The organism is Candidatus Rhabdochlamydia porcellionis (assembly GCF_015356815.2).
Classification (GTDB): Bacteria; Chlamydiota; Chlamydiia; order Chlamydiales; family Rhabdochlamydiaceae; genus Rhabdochlamydia; species Rhabdochlamydia porcellionis.
Map to the genome: position 1 here is coordinate 1,443,126 of NZ_CP075585.1, position 24,350 is coordinate 1,467,475.

General features: G+C 34.4%; 18 protein-coding genes and 1 pseudogene. 4 read left to right on the forward strand and 15 right to left on the reverse strand.

Annotation, left to right across the window (positions count from 1 at the left end):
- The first annotated feature begins 74 nt into the window (after nucleotides 1–74).
- The gene (locus tag RHAB15C_RS06855) at nucleotides 75–2,186 is read left to right on the forward strand and encodes an ATP-dependent helicase (protein ID WP_194844648.1); all 2,112 of its coding nucleotides are present in this window, start codon (nucleotides 75–77) and stop codon (nucleotides 2,184–2,186) included.
- Here RHAB15C_RS06855 and RHAB15C_RS06860 read toward each other — a convergent pair.
- The 3 genes from RHAB15C_RS06860 to RHAB15C_RS06870 all read right to left on the reverse strand — a co-directional run bounded on the left by RHAB15C_RS06860 (nucleotide 2,183) and on the right by RHAB15C_RS06870 (nucleotide 4,872).
- Nucleotides 2,183–2,947, reverse strand: coding sequence for a hypothetical protein (locus tag RHAB15C_RS06860; RefSeq protein ID WP_194844628.1), 765 nt, complete (start codon nucleotides 2,945–2,947; stop codon nucleotides 2,183–2,185). The genes RHAB15C_RS06855 and RHAB15C_RS06860 overlap by 4 nt on opposite strands.
- A 17-nt stretch (nucleotides 2,948–2,964) precedes the next feature.
- The gene (locus tag RHAB15C_RS06865) at nucleotides 2,965–4,023 is read right to left on the reverse strand and encodes a glycosyltransferase family 32 protein (RefSeq protein WP_194844627.1); all 1,059 of its coding nucleotides are present in this window, start codon (nucleotides 4,021–4,023) and stop codon (nucleotides 2,965–2,967) included.
- Between the two features lie 99 nt (nucleotides 4,024–4,122).
- Nucleotides 4,123–4,872, reverse strand: a complete 750-nt coding sequence (locus RHAB15C_RS06870) for a hypothetical protein (protein ID WP_194844626.1) — start codon at nucleotides 4,870–4,872, stop codon at nucleotides 4,123–4,125.
- Nucleotides 4,873–5,425: 553 nt separating this feature from the next.
- On the opposite strand from RHAB15C_RS06870, the gene topA reads away from it, so the two are divergent.
- The gene (topA, locus tag RHAB15C_RS06875; protein ID WP_194844625.1) at nucleotides 5,426–7,981 is read left to right on the forward strand and encodes a type I DNA topoisomerase; all 2,556 of its coding nucleotides are present in this window, start codon (nucleotides 5,426–5,428) and stop codon (nucleotides 7,979–7,981) included.
- Between the two features lie 85 nt (nucleotides 7,982–8,066).
- Here topA and RHAB15C_RS06880 read toward each other — a convergent pair whose 3' ends face one another.
- From RHAB15C_RS06880 to RHAB15C_RS06915, 8 genes are all read right to left on the reverse strand, one after another.
- A complete protein-coding gene (locus RHAB15C_RS06880) occupies nucleotides 8,067–9,455 on the reverse strand; it encodes a mannose-1-phosphate guanylyltransferase/mannose-6-phosphate isomerase (protein WP_194844624.1) in 1,389 nt (462 codons plus the stop codon).
- On the reverse strand, nucleotides 9,427–10,539 hold the full coding sequence (locus RHAB15C_RS06885; RefSeq protein ID WP_194844623.1) for a glycosyltransferase: 1,113 nt from the start codon (nucleotides 10,537–10,539) through the stop codon (nucleotides 9,427–9,429). Before RHAB15C_RS06885 ends, RHAB15C_RS06880 begins: the two co-directional genes overlap by 29 nt.
- Nucleotides 10,536–11,606, reverse strand: coding sequence for a glycosyltransferase family 4 protein (locus RHAB15C_RS06890; RefSeq protein ID WP_220716043.1), 1,071 nt, complete (start codon nucleotides 11,604–11,606; stop codon nucleotides 10,536–10,538). Before RHAB15C_RS06890 ends, RHAB15C_RS06885 begins: the two co-directional genes overlap by 4 nt.
- 23 nt (nucleotides 11,607–11,629) lie before the next feature.
- The gene (gmd, locus tag RHAB15C_RS06895) at nucleotides 11,630–12,667 is read right to left on the reverse strand and encodes a GDP-mannose 4,6-dehydratase (protein ID WP_194844621.1); all 1,038 of its coding nucleotides are present in this window, start codon (nucleotides 12,665–12,667) and stop codon (nucleotides 11,630–11,632) included.
- Nucleotides 12,668–13,411: 744 nt separating this feature from the next.
- Complete coding sequence (locus RHAB15C_RS06900) at nucleotides 13,412–14,734, reverse strand: O-antigen ligase family protein (RefSeq protein ID WP_194844620.1); 1,323 nt, start codon at nucleotides 14,732–14,734, stop codon at nucleotides 13,412–13,414.
- A 143-nt stretch (nucleotides 14,735–14,877) separates the two neighbouring features.
- Nucleotides 14,878–16,866: an excinuclease ABC subunit UvrB gene (gene uvrB, locus RHAB15C_RS06905; RefSeq protein WP_194844619.1), complete on the reverse strand. Its 1,989-nt coding sequence runs from the start codon at nucleotides 16,864–16,866 to the stop codon at nucleotides 14,878–14,880.
- Between the two features lie 12 nt (nucleotides 16,867–16,878).
- On the reverse strand, nucleotides 16,879–18,078 hold the full coding sequence (locus RHAB15C_RS06910; protein ID WP_194844618.1) for an amino acid permease: 1,200 nt from the start codon (nucleotides 18,076–18,078) through the stop codon (nucleotides 16,879–16,881).
- Nucleotides 18,075–19,718: an FAD-dependent thymidylate synthase gene (locus RHAB15C_RS06915; RefSeq protein WP_194844617.1), complete on the reverse strand. Its 1,644-nt coding sequence runs from the start codon at nucleotides 19,716–19,718 to the stop codon at nucleotides 18,075–18,077. The genes RHAB15C_RS06910 and RHAB15C_RS06915 overlap by 4 nt, the downstream gene beginning before the upstream one ends.
- Before the next feature lie 189 nt (nucleotides 19,719–19,907).
- On the opposite strand from RHAB15C_RS06915, the gene hemB reads away from it, so the two are divergent.
- Complete coding sequence (gene hemB / locus RHAB15C_RS06920; RefSeq protein WP_194844616.1) at nucleotides 19,908–20,870, forward strand: porphobilinogen synthase; 963 nt, start codon at nucleotides 19,908–19,910, stop codon at nucleotides 20,868–20,870.
- Here the strand turns inward: hemB and RHAB15C_RS06925 are convergent.
- Nucleotides 20,867–22,075, reverse strand: coding sequence for a type III PLP-dependent enzyme (locus RHAB15C_RS06925; protein WP_194844615.1), 1,209 nt, complete (start codon nucleotides 22,073–22,075; stop codon nucleotides 20,867–20,869). The genes hemB and RHAB15C_RS06925 overlap by 4 nt on opposite strands.
- A 173-nt stretch (nucleotides 22,076–22,248) precedes the next feature.
- On the opposite strand from RHAB15C_RS06925, the gene RHAB15C_RS06930 reads away from it, so the two are divergent.
- Nucleotides 22,249–23,025: a DUF2608 domain-containing protein gene (locus RHAB15C_RS06930; protein ID WP_194844614.1), complete on the forward strand. Its 777-nt coding sequence runs from the start codon at nucleotides 22,249–22,251 to the stop codon at nucleotides 23,023–23,025.
- Nucleotides 23,026–23,296: 271 nt separating this feature from the next.
- Here RHAB15C_RS06930 and RHAB15C_RS06935 read toward each other — a convergent pair whose 3' ends face one another.
- From RHAB15C_RS06935 to RHAB15C_RS07525, 3 genes and pseudogenes are all read right to left on the reverse strand, one after another.
- The gene (locus RHAB15C_RS06935; protein ID WP_220716085.1) at nucleotides 23,297–23,719 is read right to left on the reverse strand and encodes an IS630 family transposase; all 423 of its coding nucleotides are present in this window, start codon (nucleotides 23,717–23,719) and stop codon (nucleotides 23,297–23,299) included.
- Nucleotides 23,712–23,912 (reverse strand): IS630 transposase-related protein, encoded by a 201-nt coding sequence (locus tag RHAB15C_RS06940; protein WP_194845810.1) that lies wholly within the window; start codon nucleotides 23,910–23,912, stop codon nucleotides 23,712–23,714. The genes RHAB15C_RS06935 and RHAB15C_RS06940 overlap by 8 nt, the downstream gene beginning before the upstream one ends.
- A 184-nt stretch (nucleotides 23,913–24,096) precedes the next feature.
- Nucleotides 24,097–24,208: pseudogene (locus RHAB15C_RS07525) on the reverse strand (Rpn family recombination-promoting nuclease/putative transposase); the annotation flags it as partial.
- Nucleotides 24,209–24,350 lie beyond the last annotated feature (142 nt).

The following is a 24,350-nucleotide window of genomic DNA, read 5'->3' on the forward strand; positions in this document are numbered from 1 at the left end:
AGAATTTATCAGATTACTTGGGTTTAAAAGCAGTAATTTCTTATCATCGATTCAAAAATTTAAGCTTCGGTGGTATGGACTTTCTAGAACAACTCAATTCTCAGCAACGTAGTGCAACAACTCATATTGAAGGACCCTTACTTATATTAGCGGGAGCTGGCTCTGGTAAAACTAGAGTAGTGACCTATCGCATTGCCTATTTGCTTAAAATAGGAGTTCCTTCCTCTGAAATCTTAGCTGTAACCTTTACTAATAAAGCAGCTGATGAAATGCGCCAAAGGATTTTTCATCTAACCCAAGAAACCATCCTCTCTTGTACCTTTCATAGCCTATGCGCACGGATTTTGCGCGAATCGATCACTCTCTTAAATTACCGCAGTGATTTTACCATTTATGATGAAGAAGATGGCGAGAAGGTAATTAGAGAATGCTTAAAAGCACTTGGGTTGAAAGAAGACAAAACAACTCTTAAAACATTAAAAATACAGATTTCTCAAGCAAAAAATGCATTGACCCAACCAGAAAACATCTCTTTTGATGAAAGCCCTCTTTGTCAAGTATATGGAATGTATCAACAAAAGCTCAAAGAATATAATGCTCTTGACTTCGATGATCTGCTGTATTTAACCGTGGGTTTACTTAAATCTAATAGCCAAGCTTTAGATACATATCAAAAACGTTGGTCCTTCATTTTAATTGATGAATATCAAGATACTAATATGGCACAATACATGTTAATTCGCCTACTAGCTGCTCTTCATAATAACGTTTTTGCAGTTGGAGACCCTGATCAATCCATTTATTCTTGGAGAGGCGCTAATGTACACAATATCCTAAATTTTGAAAAAGACTTCTCAGGAGCTAAAGTCATTGCTTTAGAAGAAAACTACCGCAGTCATTCTCTCATTTTAAAAGCAGCAAATTCTTTGATCCAACATAACGAAGGCAGATATCCTAAAAACTTATGGAGCAAGAGAACAGAAGGAGAAAAAATTACCTTATATCTTGCTGATACTGAATATGAAGAAGCTCGTTTTGTCATTTCACAGATTCATAAACTACACATAGATCAAAAAATGCATTTAAATGAGTGCGCTATTTTCTTTCGTACCCACTCTCAGTCTCGTCTATTTGAAGACTATCTACTAAAAGAAAATATTCCTTATGTAATCGTTGGAGGACTCTCCTTCTACCAACGAAAAGAAATCAAAGATCTATTAGCTTGGTTGCGTATGGCTTTAGCTAGCACAGATTTTATCGCTTTTTCACGTACAATTAATCTACCAAAACGAGGGTTAGGAGATACAACTCTTCAAAAATTACGTGAAGTGGTAGAAAAATATAAAATGGATATTTTAACATGTGCTCAAGGGATTCTTAATAGTCAAATCCCATGTAAACTCTCTAGCAAACAACTGCAAGGATTAAAAGAGTACACCGATCTTATTCTCTCACTGCAAAAAAATGCTCTGCAAAAGACAAAAATCTCTTTGCTTATTGAGCAAATTATTTATCAGTCCCGCTACCTTGATTACCTGCGTGAAGACCCAGATAGCTATCAAGATCGAAGAGGAAATATAGAAGAGTTGATTACCAAAGCAACAGAGTGGGAAGAAGAAAACAAAGACGCTTCTTTAACTCAGTTCTTAGAAGAATTAACTCTTAAATCTACTTCAGAAAAACCAGAAAAGAACGATCACATTCGCCTTATGACCTTACATAATGGTAAAGGTCTTGAATTCTCCTGCGTATTTATAGTGGGATTAGAAGAAGAATTACTCCCTCATATAAATGCTATTGGTCACTCTGATGCTTTAGAAGAAGAGCGTAGGTTATGCTATGTAGGAATGACACGCGCTAAAGATCTTCTATTTTTGACAGCAGCTCGTCAACGTCATCTTTGGGGAACAGCTAAAATAATGAGACCTAGTCGTTTCTTGAGCGAGATTCCCTCTACATTCATTCAAATACCTTCCAAAAAACCCATAGAAACTTATACTTATCAGCAAGCAGAACAAAAACATTTTCAGGAAGGAGACAGAGTATTTCATAAGAGCTTTGGTTTAGGAATTATCCAAAAACAATATAATACATCCCTTGGTATGACATATGATGTATTCTTTCCTCAATCTAAAACACTACGCTCTTTAGTTGCAAAATATGCAAAATTACTTCCAGCTGATTAATAAATTGGGCATGTTAGAGCTAACATATGCCAACGTAAGCTTTTTTTCTGTATTTTCCCTATATATTTTCGCATTTTATCCAGAGATTTAAAAGCAAAAGCGATGATCTCCTTATCGCTAAGCCTTAAAGCAAAGCTAAGCGCTTTATCGGGCTGCTTTAGAAGTCTACGAATTTTTTTAAGACATAAAGAGAAAATGGTTTGTATAATAACAACTCTTATCATCAACATCCCTGTTAGAATACAAGGAATCCATAAAGTTAAACCAGGTAAATTATCAAAAAAAAATAAACAACCTAATTGATAACACCAAATCCCTACTAATAAAAATAGAAATAGAACAACTTCTTTTGGATGAAAAAAAATAGGACCAAAATAACGCCTAAGCCAGTTACGAGAGGTTTTATATGCTAATACCTCTTCAAAAAAATTCTCCTTAAAAGCAATTCGCGTAGCATGAACAAGTTCATGCGCTAGAATCTCTTCTTGAGCACACCAAAAAGGAATACCCTTTTTTTTTATCTGCACAACAGGAGTAAAAATATCCTGGTTTTCTTCTATATACGTGGCAGCAGCTTCCCAAATCTGTAACTGGTCTGTTAGTTCAATTCTTACCCAGTTTGGATAAACATCAAATAAAGACTGCACAAAAGCTAACGCTTGATGAGAATTTTTCTGGCGCTTAGCTAATTCCGCTCTCTTAAGAAAAATAGAGACTTCCTCTTGAGGACCGGGGATAAAACCATGAAAATGGTATTCCATCAACTTTTCATCATTAATCACATTCTTAACGACCTACGCATAAAAAGAAAAAGTCCTATAAATCCTATAATATTTAACGTTCCTAAAGCTGCAAAACAAAGGTACATTTGATTCAACTTTTTGCAAATGACAACTAGTCTTTTACGAACCATTTTTTCAAATACAGATTCTGTTTCATGCCAACTTCCTGCATATTGATGTCGAGCAAAGATTGCTAACTCATCTCTTGGTGCATCAAAATAATAAGCTGGAAAAACAATATCTTGATTTTCTCCTTGATTATTTTTATTCTTTACAGCCTCTCCAAATAACCAAAAGGTGCGATGCAAAACACGATTTAGAGTAGTATCTCGATCGTTTCCTTGGTATTCCTCTTGAATCGTATCCCAGCTGCTAGACAATAAATCCATACACTGCTTTAAGATAGGATGATTTGGTTTTGCTCCTATTAAATTATTCGTAGTGCAAATACAAGAAGGCAGACTGCTTTTATACGGCATATCGATACCGCAATAAAAATCATAAGTTCGATTTAGCAGATCAAATTCTTTAAAACATTTTACATCGTGATCTACATAAATTCCTCCTTCTTGAAATAAAATCTCATAACGCAATAGATCAGATTGCTCTCCATAGTTATCGGAAATAACAAAATAGTCGCGAAGTTGCGTAAAAGAGAGACTGTTTATTAAACGTTGTTTCATTCCAGGACAAGGAGATGGTCTATTACGATCTGTCCAAAAATTTATCTCCCAATCTGGATGTTTTGCTATCCACATACGTACATTTTCCACTGAAGCCAATGGAAATGGCTTTGGACCGAGCCAAATAAAATGAATAGTCTTAGGAATACGATAAGAAATACCAGGATCTTTTAATAAAGGTCTACGTTGCTCATATATATGAGAAAAAAGATGTAAATATTCAAAATCTTCTTTAGTTTTAATATACTTCCAAGAAGGGGTATGCCTACCACTTAAACTTTCAAAATCATCTATTACAACAATACTTTTTTTTGAGCTACACGAAGAACACAAGAAAAGCGTCATCATAAAAATAAAAAGGCACTTAGCCATAAGTTTTCCCTTAAAAAAGAATTTTACTTCAAGAGTAATAATCCTCTCTGTTTGCCGTCAAGACTTATAGAAAAAATTAGCTTTATTCTTCTATTTTTTTTAAGGGAGTACTTCTAGGTAAATAGCAGGCTCAACTCGACGAGGTATTTCATACCCAGAATCTGAATCTGAACAGGTGCTTCTTATAGACTCATATCCAGAATCTTTTGAGAGATTTCTTTTTTTGATATTATCTATTTCTGAAATAGGAATATTTAAAGGTTTTATTACAAAATATTTTTTTAAAAACCCTCTGATTCTTTTCCATAGACTTTTTTCCTTAGTTAGTTGAGGAACTTCTCTAGTTATTAGTTGAGGAATCATCCCATAAAGAGGATTAGAAATAGCCCTCCTAGAAGGATGCGTTGCCCAAGGAATAGGAGGTGGATCATTTTTTTTGGACTCTTTATTCTCTTTTGGAGAATTATCTTCTAATTCTGCATATATAGGATCTGTAGACAAAAGAGTAAATGTACATGTAACAAAAGTAGCCCCATTCTTACTTCGATGTCTTGTTATATACTCAAAAAATGCATTTTTTACATTTTTTGAGGATAAATTTAGTGAATGCTGTAAGCCATTTTCCACTATATCTGATTTCTTATAAGGATTTTTTAAGTTTTCATATATACGAACTTTGGATGTCACACTAAATATAAATACAAGCTCATGAACTTTGCCGAATTGAAAACTCTTTTTCATCTCTTGAAAAACTACCTTTTCTATATCTTTTGAAGCTAACTTCAGTGTAATTTGAGATCTCTCTATTATTAGATTTGATGTTGGCATGAAAGAATGAATAGGCGACATAGTAACTATTTCCTTATTATAAAAATGTTTGTTTTAGGAATTGTAGAAGTTTAAATTTAAAAGAAGAGTATTTTAATATAATTCAAAGGTGTTTCTTGTATACTTCAATATTCAAAATTAATTAATAATTTTTAATTAAATTTATTTTTTGATATATAATAATAAGACAATATAAAAACAATTTATTGCAAAAAAAATAGAATATCAATAGATGATTAAATATACTTACAAACATGTTCCACTTAATTCGAGAGCAATAAAAATATCTAAAAAGCTAAAGCAATCTTATCCCACTGTTATCCTCTTTTCTTATAATTTATATTTTCTAGAACTTGATATTTGGATGATCCTCTGTAAAAATCCATATATCAAAAAAAAAGTTGTATATATTTTCAACTCCATAATAGTAGAATTTTAAAACATCTCAGGAGAAATTTATCTTGATTTTGACAAGCATAGCACTTAAGCTGCCCATTTTTAATCCATTTTGTGACTTGTCTTTTAAAACAGTCTTGTTGTACTGCTGGTTTAAAATAGATATACATAGGTTATAATGACAAAAGCATTAATTATTGTAGAATCTCCGGCTAAAATTAAAACATTAAGAAAGCTCTTAGGATCAAATTACTTATTCGAATCCTCATTAGGACATATACGCGATTTGCCTCAGAAAGGTTTTGGAATTGATGTCGAGAAAAACTTTGAGCCACAATACACTATTATGCCCGATAAAAAGGATGTAATTGATCGCTTAAAAAAAGCAGCAAAACAGGTGAGTATTGTTTACTTATCTCCAGATCCTGATAGAGAAGGAGAAGCCATTGCATGGCATATTGCTTCCATTCTCCCTAAAGGGATTAAATGTAAAAGAGTCACTTTTAATGCGATCACTAAAGAAGCCGTATCAGAGGCATTAAAGCACCCTCGTCAAATCGATCAAGGCCTTGTAGATGCGCAACAAGCACGTAGATTGCTCGATCGAATTGTAGGATACAAGATTTCACCTATTCTCATGCGACGAGTACAAGGCGCACGAGATGGAGGGCTTTCTGCAGGTCGTGTTCAATCAGTTGCGCTAAAGTTAGTCGTTGACAGAGAAAAAGAAATTGAAGTTTTTATTCCTGTTGAATATTGGAATATTCAATCCATTTTGCAAACAGATAAAAATAGCACACCGATTTATGCTTGTCTTTATGCAATCGATGGAAAAAAAGTAGAAAAAGAAGCGGTACCCGGTAAAGATTGTATCCTTATTAACAATGAAGAAGCAGCTCATAAGATTGTAACTCAGTTACAAAATTCCTCTTATAAAGTGCAATCTGTTGAAAGAAAAGAAAAAAAACGCAATCCCGTACCTCCTTTTATTACCTCTACTTTACAACAAGAAGCAAGCCGACATTTTGGATTTTCGGCATCGCGCACTATGAATATTGCGCAAGGCCTGTATGAAGGAATTGACCTTGGTAACACAGGAGCTGAAGGATTAATCACTTATATGCGTACTGATTCTGTCCGTATTGCTCCAGAAGAAATTGATTCAGCCCGCGAGTATATTACAAAAGTATATGGTAAAGAATTTCTTCCCACTCAAGGAAAACAGTACTCCAGTAAAAAAAATGCCCAAGACGCTCACGAAGCTATAAGACCTACTAGTTTACAATATAGCCCGGAGGAAATTAAAAGCTATCTAACGACTGATCAATATAAGCTATATCTACTGATTTGGCGTCGGTTTTTAGCATCTCAAATGAATCCAGCCATCTATGATACAGTTTCCTGCGATATCATAACCAATCAAAAAATGCTGTTGCGCGCTACAGGCTCTATTCTCAAATTTTCTGGCTTCTTAGTCGTCTATGAAGAAAAAAAAGATGTCTCTGAAAAAGAAGAGAAAAAAGAAGATGAAAAAATGCTTCCTTCTTTAGTTGAAGGCCAGCCCTTACTTCTCCTTGATGTGGATGTTCAGCAAGCCTTTACTCGTCCTCCTCCTCGCTTTACAGAAGCCTCTCTTGTTAAAGAATTAGAAAAATCAGGAATTGGTCGCCCTTCTACATATGCAACCATCATGAATAAAATCCAAAGTAGGGACTATACAGTTAAAGAAAAAGGCTCTCTTAAACCAACAGAGCTAGGAAGAGTCATTGCGCACATGTTAGAAGAAAATTTTAAAATGATCATGGATGTAGGCTTTACTTCTGCAATGGAGGATGAATTGGAGGAAATTGCCTATAATCATAAAGACTGGAAAGTATTACTTCATGATTTTTGGGAAAGATTTATTCCTTTTGTAGCAGCTGCTGAAAAAGAAGCCTTTGTTCCACGAGTCACTACAGATATTAATTGTCCCAATTGCGGTCATAAATTAGAGAAAATCTGGGCTCGTAATAAATACTTTTATGGTTGTTCTAATTATCCTACTTGTGACTTTACTACCCCTTTAGAAGCCCTAAATTTCAATAAAGAAGACTACGACCCTAACTTTAACTGGGATCAACTTTGTCCTAAATGTGAAAGTGCCATGAAAATTCGCTATGGTCGATTTGGTACTTTTCTAGGCTGTTCTCGATACCCAGAATGCAAAGGGATTGTAAATATACCTAAAAAAGATGAAATTCCAGCACAAGATCTCCCTACATGTCCTGCTTTAGGGTGTGATGGGAAAATGGTGCAGCGTCGTTCTCGCTTTGGCAAATCTTTTTTTTCCTGTTCCAACTATCCAGATTGCGATGTAATCATCAATAATCTGGACCAACTGACTGAAAAGTATGTAGATCACCCCAAAACTCCCTATGTTTCTAAAAAATCAAAAAAAGGGAAAAAAGGCTCTTCTAAAGTAAAAAAAACAGATAAAAAATCCGTAAAAAAACCTGCAAAAAATGCACATTTATATACCTTATCTTCTGAACTGCAAGTCATTGTTAAAGAAGAAAAACTATCTCGCCCGGAAGTAGTAAAAAAAATGTGGGAGTATATCAAAAAACATAACTGCCAAGATAAAAAAAATAAACGCTTGATTATTCCAGATGCCAAATTAGCTAAAGTCTTTGGCTCAAAAGAACCTATTGATATGCTCAAACTAGCGGGTCTTTTGACTCCGCATTTGCAATAGTTTTTAACTAAATAGCTGATAAAATGCTCTATGAGTCCAAATATAGCTACGAGAAATCTCCTGATTAAACCATATACAAATGTGCTCACGCTCTTTGATAGACATCTTCTAAGCGAACAATATCATCCTCTCCCACATACTCACCTACTTGAACCTCTATCAATTCTAGTAACACTTTACCAGGATTTTCTAGGCGATGAATCGCTCTTTTAGGAACAAAAATGCTTTCGTTTTCAGATAGAATAGTTTCTTGCTGATCAATTGTAACCTTAGCTGTTCCTTTTATCACTATCCAATGTTCGCTACGATGATAATGCATTTGCAAACTAAGCCGCTGTTTAGGCTCAACTACGATTCTTTTTAACTTGTACCGCTCTGCCTCTTCTAATACGGTAAAATGGCCCCAAGGACGATGCGATGTAGGATGTAAATAAGATTCCTTAGCCTCTTGCTTTTGCAATTCTTCTACTAAAGCTTTTACTCTTTGAGATTCTCCTTTCTTGCCAATTAGCAATGCATCTGCAGTTTCTACAACGATTACATCTTCTAGTCCAATGGTAGAAATCAAACGTTTGTTCCCCATGATTAAACAATTTTTTGTATCTATATCTAAAACATTTCCCATTTTTGCATTATTATGCTGATCTTTTTCTAGAAAGTCATACACACTATCCCAAGATCCTACATCTGACCAATTAAGGTCTAAACGAACAACTTTCGTATTAGTGGATTTCTCCATTAAAGCATAATCAATAGAAAGATTTGGCAACTCGGAAAAACTAGTCGTAAACTCTTTGAAATCTTCTGAGATTCTCATGCCAATTTCTGGGCAATACTTTTGAAGCTCTTCAATAAAATATTTAATTTGAAATAGAAAAATGCCAGAGTTCCATAAATATTGACCTGAAAGCAAATATTTCTGAGCTAGGGCAAGATCAGGTTTTTCTACAAACTTATCCACATGATAGATATTTTCTTGTTCTTGCATGCCTAATTTAATATAACCATAGCCTGTTTCTGGTTTATTAGGACGCACACCAAAAATCACATTCTTTTCTTTTTGTGCAATTTTTTCTGCTTCGACTAAAGCATGGAAGAATATCTCTTGAGGGGAAATCAGATGGTCTGAAGAGCAAATCAAAACACACTCTTGAGGAGAAATTTTTAAAAAAGAAGTTAGATAACAAATAGCAAGCGCAATAGCAGGCGCTGTGTTTTTTTGTTCGGGTTCTATTAAAATCTGATTTTCTAACTGCAGAGAAATTTCCATTACTTGTGTTTTTACCAAATGAAAATAATTTTGACTGGTTATAATCAAAATATCTTTTGGATCAATAATAGGAATAAACCTCTCAATGGTTTTCTGTAATAAAGAACGTTTTTCTCCAAAATGCAAAAATTGCTTAGGCATCTCTCTACGGGAATAGGGCCACAACCTTGTTCCACTACCGCCTGCTAAAATGATGGCTTTCATATTTTTCCTCGGTTTTTTTATCAACAAGAGAGCGAAATTCTTCATGAAATCTCTTTCTGCTAAATTTTTGCGCATGTTGATAAATTTTATTTGGATCAAACTCTTTTTTTTCAAAACAAGCAATGGCTTGCAATAAACTAGCCACTTGTTGTTTTTCAAAAAAAATTCCTGTTTGATTTTCTATAACGGTTTCTAATACTGCTCCTTTTCCAAAGGCGATAATAGGGACCCCTGCTGCTTGTGCTTCTAAAACACAAATACCAAAATCCTCTTCAGCAGCAAAAATGAACCCTTTTGCTTTAGCTACATAAGAACGTATGATCTCATCGGATTGATGGCCTAAGATTTCTACATTTTTAGTAGCTAATTGTTTAATTTTTTTCATTTCAGGGCCGTTACCAATTACAAGAAGCTTATGTTGAGGCAGATAAGAAAAAGCCTTTACTATCAAGTCCACTCTTTTATAAGCCACTAAACGAGAAACCGTAATGAAATATCCTTCTTTTTTATCTTGTATACAAAAACGTTCAACATCAACCGGAGGATAAATCACAGATGATTCCCTGCCATAAAGTTTACGAATACGGCGAGCAATATAATGAGAAATCGCTATAAAATGATCAACTCTGTTGAGTGATGCAATATCCCAATTGCGTAAATAATGAAGAGTAAATCGGGCAAACCCTCTTTGCCATATTCCTGCTCTTTCTAAATAACAATGCATTAAATCCCAGGCATAACGCATAGGAGTAAAGCAATAACATAAATGCAACTGGTCTGGGTGAGTCAATACCCCTTTTGCTACCGCATGCGAAAGAGAAATCACCACATGATAATCCCTTACATCAAACTGCTCAATTGCTAAAGGGAAAAAAGGGAGATAGTAACGATAGCAGCTAGATCCAAAAGGCATTTTCTGTATAAAAGAAGTATAGATCTTTTTTGTTAAAAAGGTAGATTTAAATGTCTTTTTATTATGAACAAGAGTGTAGATAGGAGAGGGGTAAAGCTCATAAATAGCCTCTAGAGCTTTTTCTCCACCCGCTGATTCCACTAGCCAGTCATAAACAATAGCTGTTGTCATATTTCAATTAACTGATCAATCTTTTCCAAATGTTTTTGTGCAGATATTTCCCAGCTTAGGGCTCTTACAAGCTTTAATCCTTTATTAATTAGTTGCTGTTTTAAATCAGCATTTACCATTACTTTTTCAATAAGCTGTGCTATGTGTCGATAATTATAGGGATTACAGTAAAGTGTTGCTGTTTTACAAACCTCTGGCAGAGATGCAGCATAAGAACAGATTGTAGGGCAACCGCAAGCCATTGCTTCTAAAGGAGGAAGGCCGAAACCTTCATATAAAGAAGGAAATATCATTAACTCAGCTGTTCTATAAAAACCGACAAGCTCCTCATCTGAAACATTTCCTAAAAAATGCACTCGATGCTTTAAATGCAGCAGGGTTTCTTTAAAACATAAATCATCAAGATGTTTCATTCCTTTAGAATTGCCAATACAAACAAGATCTATTTCAGAAACCCCTTGTTTATCTAACAAATCAAAGGCTAAAAGCAAGGCTCGTATATTTTTGTGAGCTTTAAGATTCCCTACATATAGCAAAAATTTTTTATTAATGTTAAACTTCTCTAGCATTTGATGACTCTCCTTTTTCGGTGAGAATCTATCTAAATCAACCGCCAGAGGAATCACCTCTATTTTATCTGCTATAACGTTGATGTATTTACACAATTCGCTTTTTGAAAAATGAGAATCTGTAATGATTTGATCAGACCGATAAGCTGCCTGTTTGATCAAAAACCCTGCATAAAAACGCTCCAATCGATTGAATGATTTAGGGTAGGCTAAATGAAATAAATCATGAATGGTAGTTAATCTTTTCTTAGAGGAAATAGGGAAAATAGGAACATTAAAATGAGGAGACCAAAATAGATCACAAGAGGGAATTTTTCTAGCAAAGTCTATTTGTTCTATTGGTGAATAGATAGGTGTAGAAATGGGAATTACTTCCATCCCATCAAAATAAGAGCTCTTTTGATAAGGATGAATTAAAACATACCAGTGTATAGGAGCCTTTTTTAAATGATTCAATATATTTTTTAAATAAGTACCAATACCAGAATGAACAAGCATTCTTGCATCCACGCAAACCTTCTTCAAAAGTAGACCTCGGTTTCTTTAGCGCTTTTCTGCACTAGTTTTATATCACTATTAATCATGAGACTAACAAGATCTTTTAAACCAGTATGAGACTTCCATCCCATTTTTTGTACAGCTTTAGTAGAATCCCCTATGAGTAGTTCTACTTCTGAAGGGCGAAAAAACTGGGAATTAACTTCTATTAATACTCTTCCTGTTCGACAATCAATTCCTTTTTCTTCTATTCCTTGTCCTATCCATTCAATAGTAACACCTACTTCTTGAAAAGCTAACTCTACAAAATTTCTAACACTTGTCATCTCTCCTGTAGCCAACACAAAATCTTCAGGAACATCTTGTTGCAACATGCGCCACATACCTTCTACAAAATCTTTAGCATAGCCCCAATCCCTTTTTGCATCTAAATTGCCAAGTTGTAGTTTTTCTTGTTGATTATGCATAATTTTAGCTACTGCTAATGTAATTTTACGAGATACAAAATTTTCTCCTCGACGCGGGCTTTCATGATTGAATAAAATGCCATTACACGCAAATAAATCCCAAGCTTCTCTGTAATTAACAACAGCCCAATAAGCATATAGCTTTGCTATTCCATAAGGAGATCTAGGATAAAAAGGGGTTTTTTCTGTTTGTGGTGTTTCTTGTACTTTGCCAAATAATTCTGAAGTGGAAGCTTGATAAAATCTCGATTTTGGACAGATTTTACGTGTTGCTTCGAGTAACCGTATTGTTCCTAGAGCGTCTACATCTGCTGTATATATAGGCATTTTAAAAGAGGTGCCAACATGACTCATAGCTGCTAGATTATAGATTTCATCTGGTAAAATGGATTGAATTATGCTTTCCACATTACCTGAATCGGTAAGATCTCCTTCATGTAAATGCAGATCTTTATCCAAATGAGAAATTCTTTGTAGATTATAAGAAGAAGATCTTCGCACCATTCCATGCACTTCATAATCTTTTTCTAGCAAAAGCTCTGCTAAATAAGATCCATCTTGTCCTGTTATTCCTGTAATAAGCGCTGTTTTCATAAGCTTTTCCTCTTCAATAAAATACTAGAATCATTTTTACATATTAACAATTATATATAAAGCTTTAGAGATCCACAATCTGTTCTTCTTTCTACTTTAAAGATTGCAAAACTCTTCTTTAGATATTTCGAGCATTAGCATAGTAAATATGATAAATTAAAAAGATCTGCACAGAGTATTTTTCTATTTTAGAAAAAATTCTGAGGAAGATTTTTTTCTTATCCAATCTCTAAAAACTGAGGTTAAACAAAAAGAAAAAAATAGTGTATGTAGAATAACAATACTTAACTGCCAAGTAAAAAAAGCATATAAAGAAGGAGCAACAAAAACAAGTATGATGATGACTCCTATTGATTTAATAAAGGTAAAAAATATTTGCACAGAATTTACGAGCAATTGTTTTTGCAAGCCCATCAAGCCATTAGAATACAGAGAGTTTGGCCATTGAAAACTTAAACAGATTCCCATTAAAATAATTGACTAAACTACCTCTGTTAAAGAAAGATGTATCGGGCGCACCCAGTTATAGGCGATTGAATTTAATAGATGACTAATACTAAGACCTACCAATATACTCCTTCCAAAGATCGAAATAGATCGGCTGTTTTTAAAGTTATATTTTCTGCTACTGTAAGTTAAACCATTTGACGGCTAATAGTTGCACCAATTGCTGCTTCAATAGGAACCAGAAAAAAGCTTAGCAACAGAAATTTGGTATTAAATGGATCTTGGAATGATTTCTACTCATGATCTTGGTAAAAAAGTTCTCTTTTTTACATGACAAGGTTGCAAAATAGTTGACTTTTGAGCAATAGCATTAAGTAATGCCAAAGAGGTAAAAAATAAAATTTTTCCATACATTTGCTCTACAAAATAATAATCGCAACACCCAATCCATAAAAGTCCTATGAATATACTCAAAAATAACGCTTGTTCTTGAGAAAAAGGTTTTTGAATAGTCTTTTTCAAAATAGAAAGTAAAAAGGCACCAAAGAATATGAATCCGATAATTCCTGTTTCAACTGCAACTAACAAATAAATATTGTGTACTTTTGCACAAAGAAAAAGTCCAAGTTGAATAGGGTGATTACAAAGTTGAAAATTATTAAATCCTATGCCAAACCAAGGGTTTGCTTTGATCATTTTCAAAGCCATTTCTTGATAAATAATTCTCTCTTCATCTGAAGATTGAACCACTTGGTTATAGTTTATAATCCCTCCTCTATTAAAAAATTGCTGATGGAAAAGAGTTAAGCAAATAATGCTACTTAGAAAGAAAATTAACAAAATTTTTTTTATTTCTTTTTTATACAAAAAATCTTCTATCCAAAAGTATTGAATAATCGTCCAAATAATTGTACCAATAATACAGGCAATCATTGCAGCTCTAGAAAAAGAAATGCTTAAAGCCAGAAAATGCAGGAAAATAAGTGGTGTCAATAACCATTTAATCCACTTTTCCTGATGAACTACATATAAATAAGATGCATTCAAGAGAGAGAAAAATAAAAAGCCCCCAAATACATTAGGATGAGAAAAGAGCCCTGTTACTCGATAGAGTACGTTTAAAGGCAGTTGAAAATGAGAGAATTGATCAAAAATCCAACGTTGCTTTCCTGGATTGGAAAAACTGAACCAATGTAAAGGAGGCTCTCCCATTTTATGAAGCCCCAGTGGACTCTGAGAAAAATATTGCATACAAGCAATGACACATTGCACACTTAGAGTAATGACAACTGCCCAAGCAATCCATCTGATAAGTTGACGAATTCTATTTTGATCTACGATATATTCAATAGCACAAAAAAGCAAAATCATCGTAGAAAACTGTAAGAGACGTATATATTGCAATAAGTAATGACGAGTAGGAGAGAGAGCAATTGAAAAGAAAGCAGTAAGACAAAATAAAACAAGCCATCGAACAGGTGTTGTAAGTAATTTACTACCTAAGGTTTTTGGCGCTTGTAAAAGCACAAGCAATACGAGCACAAAAATCACTAAATCACCTGGAAAAAATTCAATATGACGATAAAAAAAATCTGGTACAACCAGATCAGTAGGGATCATTCGATCAGAAAATTCTCTCAAAAAAGTACTAAATCTTTTTTGAAAAGGAAAAAGTAAAAAAAGAAAAATCAATACAGCATTAGAGAATAAGTAGAGCAATCTCTGGGTCCAAAAATAAAACGGTCTTTGAATAAGCATGTTTTTTATATCTCTTCCTCTAGCAAACGCAATTCTTTATAAGATTGAAGTTGGTCACGAAAAGCTGCTGCTTCTTCAAATCGCATCTCTTTAGCTGCTACTTTCATTTTCTTCTCATACTCTTTAATTTTTTGCTCAATTTCTTTAGTCGTCAGATGAGTGATTTTTTTTTCTTCTAAAGTATCCATGATATTTGCAAAAGTTTGAGCAAGATTTTCTATTCTTCTCTTTTGAATTGTTTGAGGAATAATGCCATGTTTTTCATTATATTCTTTCTGTATATTTCGTCTTGTCTTTGTAATATCAAGAGTACCTTGAATCGATTTTGTGATTTTATCTGCATACATCACAACTCGACCATCTATGTTACGCGCTGCTCTTCCGCAAGTTTGAATTAAAGCCGTTTGACTACGTAAGAACCCTTCTTTATCAGCATCAAGAATACAAATAAGGGATACTTCTGGAATATCTAGACCTTCTCGCAGTAAATTAATACCAACTAGAACATCAAAAACCCCTTTACGCAAATCATTGATGATCTGCACACGTTCTAGAGTGTCTATATCTGAATGCAGATATTTTGCCTTAATTCCAACTTCTGTTAAATATTTAGATAGATCCTCTGCTAACTTTTTAGTTAAAGTAGTGACTAAAACTCTTCTATTTTTTTCTGTTTCTTGATGAATAAGCTCTAAGCAATCATCGACTTGACCAGTAGCTGATTTAATTTCAATAATAGGATCTAGCAGTCCCGTAGGGCGAATGATCTGCTGTATAATTTCTCCTTCTGCTTCCTTTACTTCCCATTCAGAAGGAGTTGCAGAAACATAAACCACTTGATTGATCCTTTGGTGAACCTCTTCAAATGTTAAAGGGCGATTATCAAATGCAGAAGGAAGACGAAATCCGTATTCCACTAAAGATTTTTTACGTGCTCTATCTCCATTGTACATTGCATGTAATTGGGGAAGGGTTTGATGAGACTCATCGATAAAAACCAAGAAATCATCTGGAAAATAATCTAATAAACAAGGAGGAGGATCACCGGGCATTCTACCACTAAAATGACGAGAATAATTTTCAATTCCTTTACAAAAGCCTATTTCTTGCATCATCTCTAAGTCATAAGTTGTTCTCTGCCATAACCTTTGCTTTTCCAAAATTTTATCTTCTGCTGCTAAAAGCGCAACTGTTTGCTCTAATTCCTTTTTAATAGCATCTATTGCTTTAAAACGAACCCCTTCAGGAGTCACATGGTGAGAGCCTGGATAAATAGTAATCTTTTCTAAAACGGTACGGACTCTACCGGTTAAAGGATCAATCTCACAAATACGTTCAATTTCATCTCCAAAAAATTCTATACGATAAGCTAGGTTCTCTTCATAGGCCGGAACAATTTCTAATACATCTCCACGAGCACGAAAACTAGCACGTATAAGATCATAATCATTGCGCTTATAGTGCATTTCGACCAAATGCAATAATATATCATCGCGACGACGTTTTTCTGCGGTTGTAATTGTTAGTAACATCTGGCTGTAATATTCAGGCAATCCTAAGCCATAAATACAAGAGACAGAGGCAACGATGATGACATCTTCTCTTTCGATCAAAGATCGTGTAGCACTTAAGCGCATCCGATCGATTTGATCGTTAATCGCTAAATCCTTTTCAATATAGGTATCGGTTCGAGCAATATACGCTTCTGGTTGATAGTAATCATAATAAGAAACAAAGTATTCAACTGCATTATTTGGAAAAAACCCTTTGAACTCTTGATACAATTGAGCAGCTAAGGTTTTATTGTGTGCAATCACCAAAGAAGGTCTATTTAATCTTTGGATCACATTAGCCATCGTAAATGTTTTTCCCGATCCCGTTACCCCTAAAAGAACTTGAGCTTTTTTCCCCTCTTGTGCTCTTTTTACTAACTGATCGATAGCTTGTGGTTGATCCCCGCAAGGAATGAATGCGCTGCTTAGGGAAAACATCATAAAAAATCCAAATTAAACGCTACTTGATCCTAGCATATTCGCTATCTGTAAAAGAAGAATAGAAACAGCAACTATAAATACTAGAATTAAAGAAGGCTTACCAAAAGGAAATCGATAAGCCCCTTTCATTACCTTGCGATAGCGCCCAACCCATACCATAATTACTGGTAAGATCCCATAAAGGACCACTGCACAAATTCCCCCTGCAAAATTCAAAGCTTTAAAAAATAACTGTGGGTAACAAAGAGCAAAAAGTAAAGGAGGACAGAAAGTAAGCAGACAAAGGCTTAAAGATTCGTGTTTTTTACACCTAATCTTAAATCCATCAGCTAAAAAATGTACTAAGCTCAATGCTTGAGAAAAAAAAGAAGTGAGAATAGCAAAAAAAGCCAGTCCTCCAGCCCATATCTTAATTTGAGTAAGATTCAAAAATAAAGAAAGCGCCTGCGAAGAGTCCCTTCCTGTTTGTAAAGATTCCGTAATTTGATCTAAAGGAAGAATGCCTAACACAATAAATTCCCAAATTAAGTAAACTGCAAATGCCATTAAGCTTCCTACAACAATAGCAAGACGTACACGCTTTAAGTCTCCTTTCATATAATTGGTAAGAGAAGGAACCATATTTTGAAATCCAAATGCAATAATGAGTAGAGGAAAAGACTTCGGTGCATACATAAAATCCACATGCAAAAGTAACTGAGGATTGACATAATTCATACTAGACAACACAAGAAGCCCAAAAAAAAGAATTTTAACCGACATAAGAAAACGGTTGCATAAATCAACACTTCTTGTTCCTAAATAGACAACCCATCCAAATAAAACAATTAATGCTACAGATCCTAACCAATCAGGAATCTGCAGATTAAAAAAGGAATAAAAAAAAGAAGCAAATAACGTACCAGCACCAGAAATATAGGCAACCAGCAATGCATAAAAGAGAAAGAGATATGTAATCCATCCAACTGCCTTGAAAGACCTTCCGATTGTATGATCTAAAAGAGACAAAAAGCTAATTCGTTCATGAAACCAACCATTTGTTTCTACAAGTAATAAAGCTGTAGAAATCATGAATCCCCAAGCAAGGAAAAACAAAATAGTAGAACAGAAAAAGCCAGCCATTCCCGTTACTATGGGCAAAGCTAACATGCCAGCTCCAATACAGCTTCCTGCAACGAGCAAAGCCCCTCCCAAAACACTGCCTTGTTTCATCCAGCACCTTTAGCTATCTTCTTCTCAATAATTCGAATCTCTTGATCTAAACGACCCAGCTCATATCCTTCATAATCAACAAATTTGAAAAAACGCTCAAAAATAGGCAAGACATGACATACTTGTTTTGCCATCTCTTGTGCAATAAATCGATAGGTAGCATGACCTGCTGGAGCAGAACGCAGTTCGCAAAGCCATTGAAGCGAACGTAGATTTACATGAAAATACCAATGCATATTAAAAGCCATGGGAGCTACATACTGTGCTTCCTCAGAAAATTCTTCTGCAATTGTATCATAAACTTTTTTAGCTCTTTCTATTGCTTCTCTGTAGGGCTTTTCCATCTCTGTATCTAAAATTTCATGAGGGATGAAATAACCAAAATCACAGGTGATAAGTTGTCTTTCCTGAGTGAGAATTCGATGGCGTTGCAAATCGCGATATACACCAAAATCAGCTACTATTTCAAAAGTAAATGTGGCATGCTCCAAGGCTCTTGGAGATTTATGTCTTCTATTCTCACGGAAATTAGAGGCTGAATCTAAAATGTGATTTAACTCTTCTTCGGAAAGATTTCTACAGTGCTCTTGCAGTTCAAATAATCCTGCATGACAATGCTCAAATAATAAAGCAGCTGCTACTTTTATAGGAGATTCTTCTTCATAACCAATCAATCTCACCCCTGCGTGCTCCATTTTATCTAAACCAACAGAGTGCCTAGAAGCTAAGAGTTTTAATGTATTGCCCATCTGCTCACAAAATCGCGTAAAACTAAGTTGGTATTTATGATTAAGATCAGCCCTTCGAACAAAGGAGGGAAGGATTTTATTCAACTCCTGAAAACTTTTTCTGCCAATATCTTGTACTTCCGCTAAATTATGGCTATTTAATTTCTGTATTAAACATTCAAAAAATCGCCCATTCCCATATATTCCCATATTTGTCAGTGTGCTTACAGGCAAAAGACCTCGCAAACAATCAAGAACCTTAGCACGCAAAGCAGCTACATAGGCAACTTTGGAGATATCGTGTTCCTTAGGGAATTTTTTTTCCATTTGCTCCATTAAAGGAGGTATTAAAGAAGAATATGTTTCAAATAACGAGTTGCAAGTTTGCAAATACGTTTCGCGAAATGCTGATGCTAGTAGAATAGGCTCTCGGTAAAACAAATATTTTCCGTCTATTTTTTGATCAAAATAAATATAACGAGTAGATTTTTCTAAAGGAGATCCACCAATTCGAGCATCTTCTATAATCTTAGCTGAAATCATAGAAATATTTTCAATAGCAAGATGCCCTCCACCTAATTCTCCAATAGAATCATCACCATAGCCATCTAAAATCCGGTCGTAAAAGTTTTGCGCTTTTTTGATTCCTATAATTTGATCTTCTATTTGTTCCTGATCTAAGTCCACTTGAGTCCCTGTAACTGCTACGAAAGCAGTTTCTTCGTTAAGGATAAAATCTTTAAGTAATAAAGATCTCAATCCTAAACTGGATCTAGAATAGCGAGAAAATAAAGCCCCTTTAATTACTTCTGGTAAATTTCGTAAACAAAAAATATTACTTGTAATATGAGTTACATATCTTTGAAGGATTTTAATTTGACTATCTGTGAATTCTTCGTAACCTTCGGTCATGAAATCTTCCTTTTAATCCTTGTTTCTTTCATTTAATGATTTGCCTTAAATATTAATAGAGTGACACATTCCTTGGGCACAATCAAGAAAAAAACCACTCTTACAAATAAGAACTTAAAGCTCAACATTTGCATAAATAGTCTTTGATGTGCTTTGATCAATATGCATTTTCTTATATAAGGTGCTTTCATGTTGATTAAAAGACCTCATCGCAATCGAAAAACCATAGCCATACGCTCTCTTTTAGCAGAAACTGTACTGCTTCCCAGTGATTTTGTATTACCTATTTTTATTACAGCAGAAAAAGAAAAAAAGAGCATTGTCAATATGCCGGGTATATTTGCTTGGCCTCTAGAAAAACTCACTAAAGAAGCAGAAATCTGGCATGCTAAAGGAATTTTAGCCATTGCTTTATTTCCTATTATTCCTCATGAATATAAAGATCCAAATGCTACTTATGCGCTTTTAGAAAAAGGATTAATCCCTCAAGCTTTACAGAAATTAAAAAAAGAACTCCCTTCTTTATGCGTAATCACTGATATCGCATTAGATCCTTTTACCTCTCATGGACATGATGGCATTCTCAATGAACAGAGAGAAATCCTTAATGATAAAACAGTTTTTATTCTTTCTCAAATGGCTCTTTTACACGCCCAATTTGGCGCTGATTTAGTAGCTCCTAGCGATATGATGGACGGTCGTATCAAAGCAATTCGAACTATGTTAGACAACCATTTTTTTCATCAAGTCGGAATTTTAGCTTACACAGCTAAGTATGCTTCTTGTCTCTATTCTCCCTTCCGCGGTGCAGTAGGTTCTCTTTTGCAGCATGGAGATAAAAAAAGCTATCAAATGAATCCAGCAAATGCTCGAGAAGCGATCCGCCAGGCCCTATTAGACGAAGAGCAAGGAGCTGATATCCTCATGGTAAAGCCCGCTCTTTACTATTTAGATATCATTACTAAAATGAAAGCAGCGCTCTCCCTACCCATTTGTGCCTATCACGTCAGTGGAGAATATGCTATGATCATGACTGCTGAAGAAAAAGGGATTTTACAAGCAAAAGAGGCTTTTCAAGAAGCTATGCTCGGTATTAAACGAGCAGGAGCTGATTTTATTTTCAGCTATGCAGTCCCTCTGTTATTCTCTTAGAAATTTAAGAGAACCTTCATAGAAAGAGGGAGTATAAATTTTAGAATAGGTTTTTCAAAACCGTTAAAGGTAGAAGCAGCAGAAATAGTATAGGCCCCCATATTTTCAAAAATAATCCAATCTCCAACATTAAGAGAGGGAAGGTAACAAGTTTTTAGAATACAATCCATTCCATCACATGTAGGACCCCAAACGCTGCTTTTTTGTAATCTATCTTTAGAAGATGGTTTCATTTGGTAGGCTAATGGCGTAACAGCAGCATGATCAAAGACAAGACAGTTAAATGAACCGTATAATCCATCATTAATATAATACATATTCATAGTGTCTTCATTAGGAAAAGACAGCTCTCGTTTAGCAATGACATTTGTACAGAGGGTGAATGCAGAAGCTGTAAAATATCTACCAGGTTCAGCAATGATCTCAACACCAGAGTCAGCAGGAAAATGTCTATCCAATTTCTCATTTACAATATGAGCAATCTCTTCAAAAAGGATGAGATCCTCTTTAAAACCAGGAAATCCCCCTCCAATATCTAGGAAAGTAAAATCAAAACCGAGGGTTTTAGCTAATGCAAAGATTCTAGCAGCGGTTTCTAAAGCCATTGCATAGGCATATGTATCTTGACAACCACTGCCTACATGAAAGCTCACTCCAATGACGTTAAGATCTAGATCTTTAGCTACACGAAGCAAACCAGGAATGTGTTGCTCATAGCAGCCAAATTTCATACCAAGCTGACAGATGGATTTACTATCATCCACTCTTATACGAAGAACCATTCTAGCTTGAGGAAATAACTTCTTTATTTTGTGAAGTTCTAATTCGTTGTCAAATGTCATAACATCGACCCCTATAGAGGCAGCATATGTAATAAAAGAATTCGCCTTACAAGGATTCGCATAAATGATAGATGAACTACTAGCTCCTGAACTTAATACCGCATCAATTTCTTTCTTACTAGCGCAATCAAAACCAGCTCCAAGAGCAACCAGAAGATTCAGGACTGTAGGACAGTCATTACATTTTACAGCATAATATGGATGGACTCGTGGTATTAAGTCTTTCCAAAGATTATACTTATATACAATATTACCAAGGTCCACGACATAAAACGGATCTTCCCAACCCTCTTGAGTAGTATCTTTGATAACATCTGATACGGTTTTATCGATATCTATCTTAACGGATGCATCTACAGTCATATTTATAAAGATCCTAAAAATTTAGTTTATTTCCAATCAGAGCTGGTATAACAATATCTTTTTTTTATCTCAAGATTCTAGCTCTATGGAAGGTTTTTTAACAAAGCCGATCTTAACAATAATTGACAAAAAAAATTAAGATGGCAATCATTGATGATTTTATTAGGAACTATATGAAAATTCTATTCTTTTTTATATTTATTTACAGTTCGATTGGTGCTAAAATCATCGAAATAAAACATTTTAGTGAAAGTATTCCCTATCTAACAAAAGATACAATTTTCATTTTAGATATTGATGATACATTACTTGTCCCTAAACAAATGCTCGGATCTGACATGTGGTTTGAAGACAGAATCAAACAACAAAAAGGATTATCTTCTACAGAGGCCTTTGAAAAAACCTTAAATGAATGGGAAGGAATAAGGCATTTTACACAGATGCAAATCGTAGAACCTGGAGTGCAAAAAATCATTGAAGAGCTACAAAAAAAAGAGCATTTAATCATCGGTCTTTCTACACAGTCCTTAACCCTATCTAAAGTAACCTTTAAGCAACTCATAAATAACCAAATAGACCTAAGAGTAACAGCTCCTAAGGAAAGCTATTATTTTCAAAATAAAAATAATGGTGTGCTTTATGTAAATGGTATTCTTTTCACATCAGGCACCTCTAAAGGAAAAGCTCTTTTTCAACTTCTTGAAAAAACAAAACAAAGATTTAAGCGCATCGTTTTTATGAATGACAAAACCTCTCATCTTGCAGATATAGAACAGGAAGCAGAAAAAAATCATGTAGAGTTCATTGGATTGCGTTATGGATATTCTGATTTTCGCAAAAAATCTTTTGATTCAAGAATGGCTCACATACAATTGAATCAATCAGGATTTACACGAATTTTGTCCGATGAAGAAGCAAAAGCTCTTTTGGTTATTAAAGAGACTCATTAATCTACATCTGTATCAGCAACAATAACTATGCGGATAATCTCCTTAACATTATAAGCGTTTATCTTCAACACTCACTTGATTGCTATATGCTTCGCGGATCATATCTTGGATCCCATATCTTATAAGCAAAACTTAGATCTTAAAAGTTGATTGCTGTAGTTGCATCCAAGATCTATTTTTGCAAATCTTCTATAGTGATTTGAATTTAAAAATTCCATTAACTACACACTTGTAAAAAAGATTGATCAATAGCTTCTGCAAGGTTTGAATATCAGGTTAAGGCTTCTTTTACTCTTTTCTTAAAATGTGCCCAAAACTTTTCGATAGGATTCAAATCAGGAGAATAGGGAGGCAAAAATAATACTTCGCATCTAGCTCTTTTAATGATTTCTAAACTCTCTTTGGACTTATGAAAACTCGCATTATCCAAAATAACTACTTGTCCAGGTTTTAGCTCAGGGATGAGTATTTGTTCGAGCCACATGTTAAACAACTGGGTATTACATGTTCCTGTATAACAAAAGGGTGCTAAAATATTTGATCGATTCTTAGCTGCTATAAAACTTTCTCTGTGATAACGATTTCCTGATACAGCCCCATACGCTTTTTCCCCTCTGGGTGCTCTCGCATTCTTCCTTTGAAGATATTCATTAATCCCACTTTCATCGACATAAACTCGATCTTCTTCAGCAATTTCCTCTACTCTCTTTTCTCATCATCTCTTTCTTGATAGAAGGGCGTCTTTTTTTTAAAGTAATCTTTAGTCTTTTACATGCATAAAAAACCGCAGTTATCGTTACTCCAAAGATTTGACTTGCTTCTTCTTTTGAATTGCCTTTCTCTATATAGTCTAATGCTTTTTTTCTTAAATCATAGGAATATGCCATGTAAGCATCATACTTCTTTGTCGTGAAAGTTTAAAGTTAAATTGATATATCGAAAAGTTTTGGTCACATTTTAAGAAAAGAGTAAAAGAAGCCTTAACCTTATATTCAAACCTTGCAGAAGCTATTGATCAATCTTTTTTACAAGTGTGTAGTTAATGGAAATTTTAAATTCAAATCACTATATAATGCTGTGATCTTTAGAAAAACCGAGGATATCATTTAATAAGTGAAGCAGTATGTCTTTATTTTTTTAAAGGCTATGTCGTTTTTTGGTCTAAATATTTGGAAAGTGCCATATTATTAAGCCTCCTTCAACGAACAGATGCTACACATTCATTATATAATAGCTCATTTTAGCAATCCATTTTTTTGCTGTTAAGTTTGAAACTTGCATTCTTTTACCTACAGATTCTATTGCTGATTTCTCAATCATTAAGA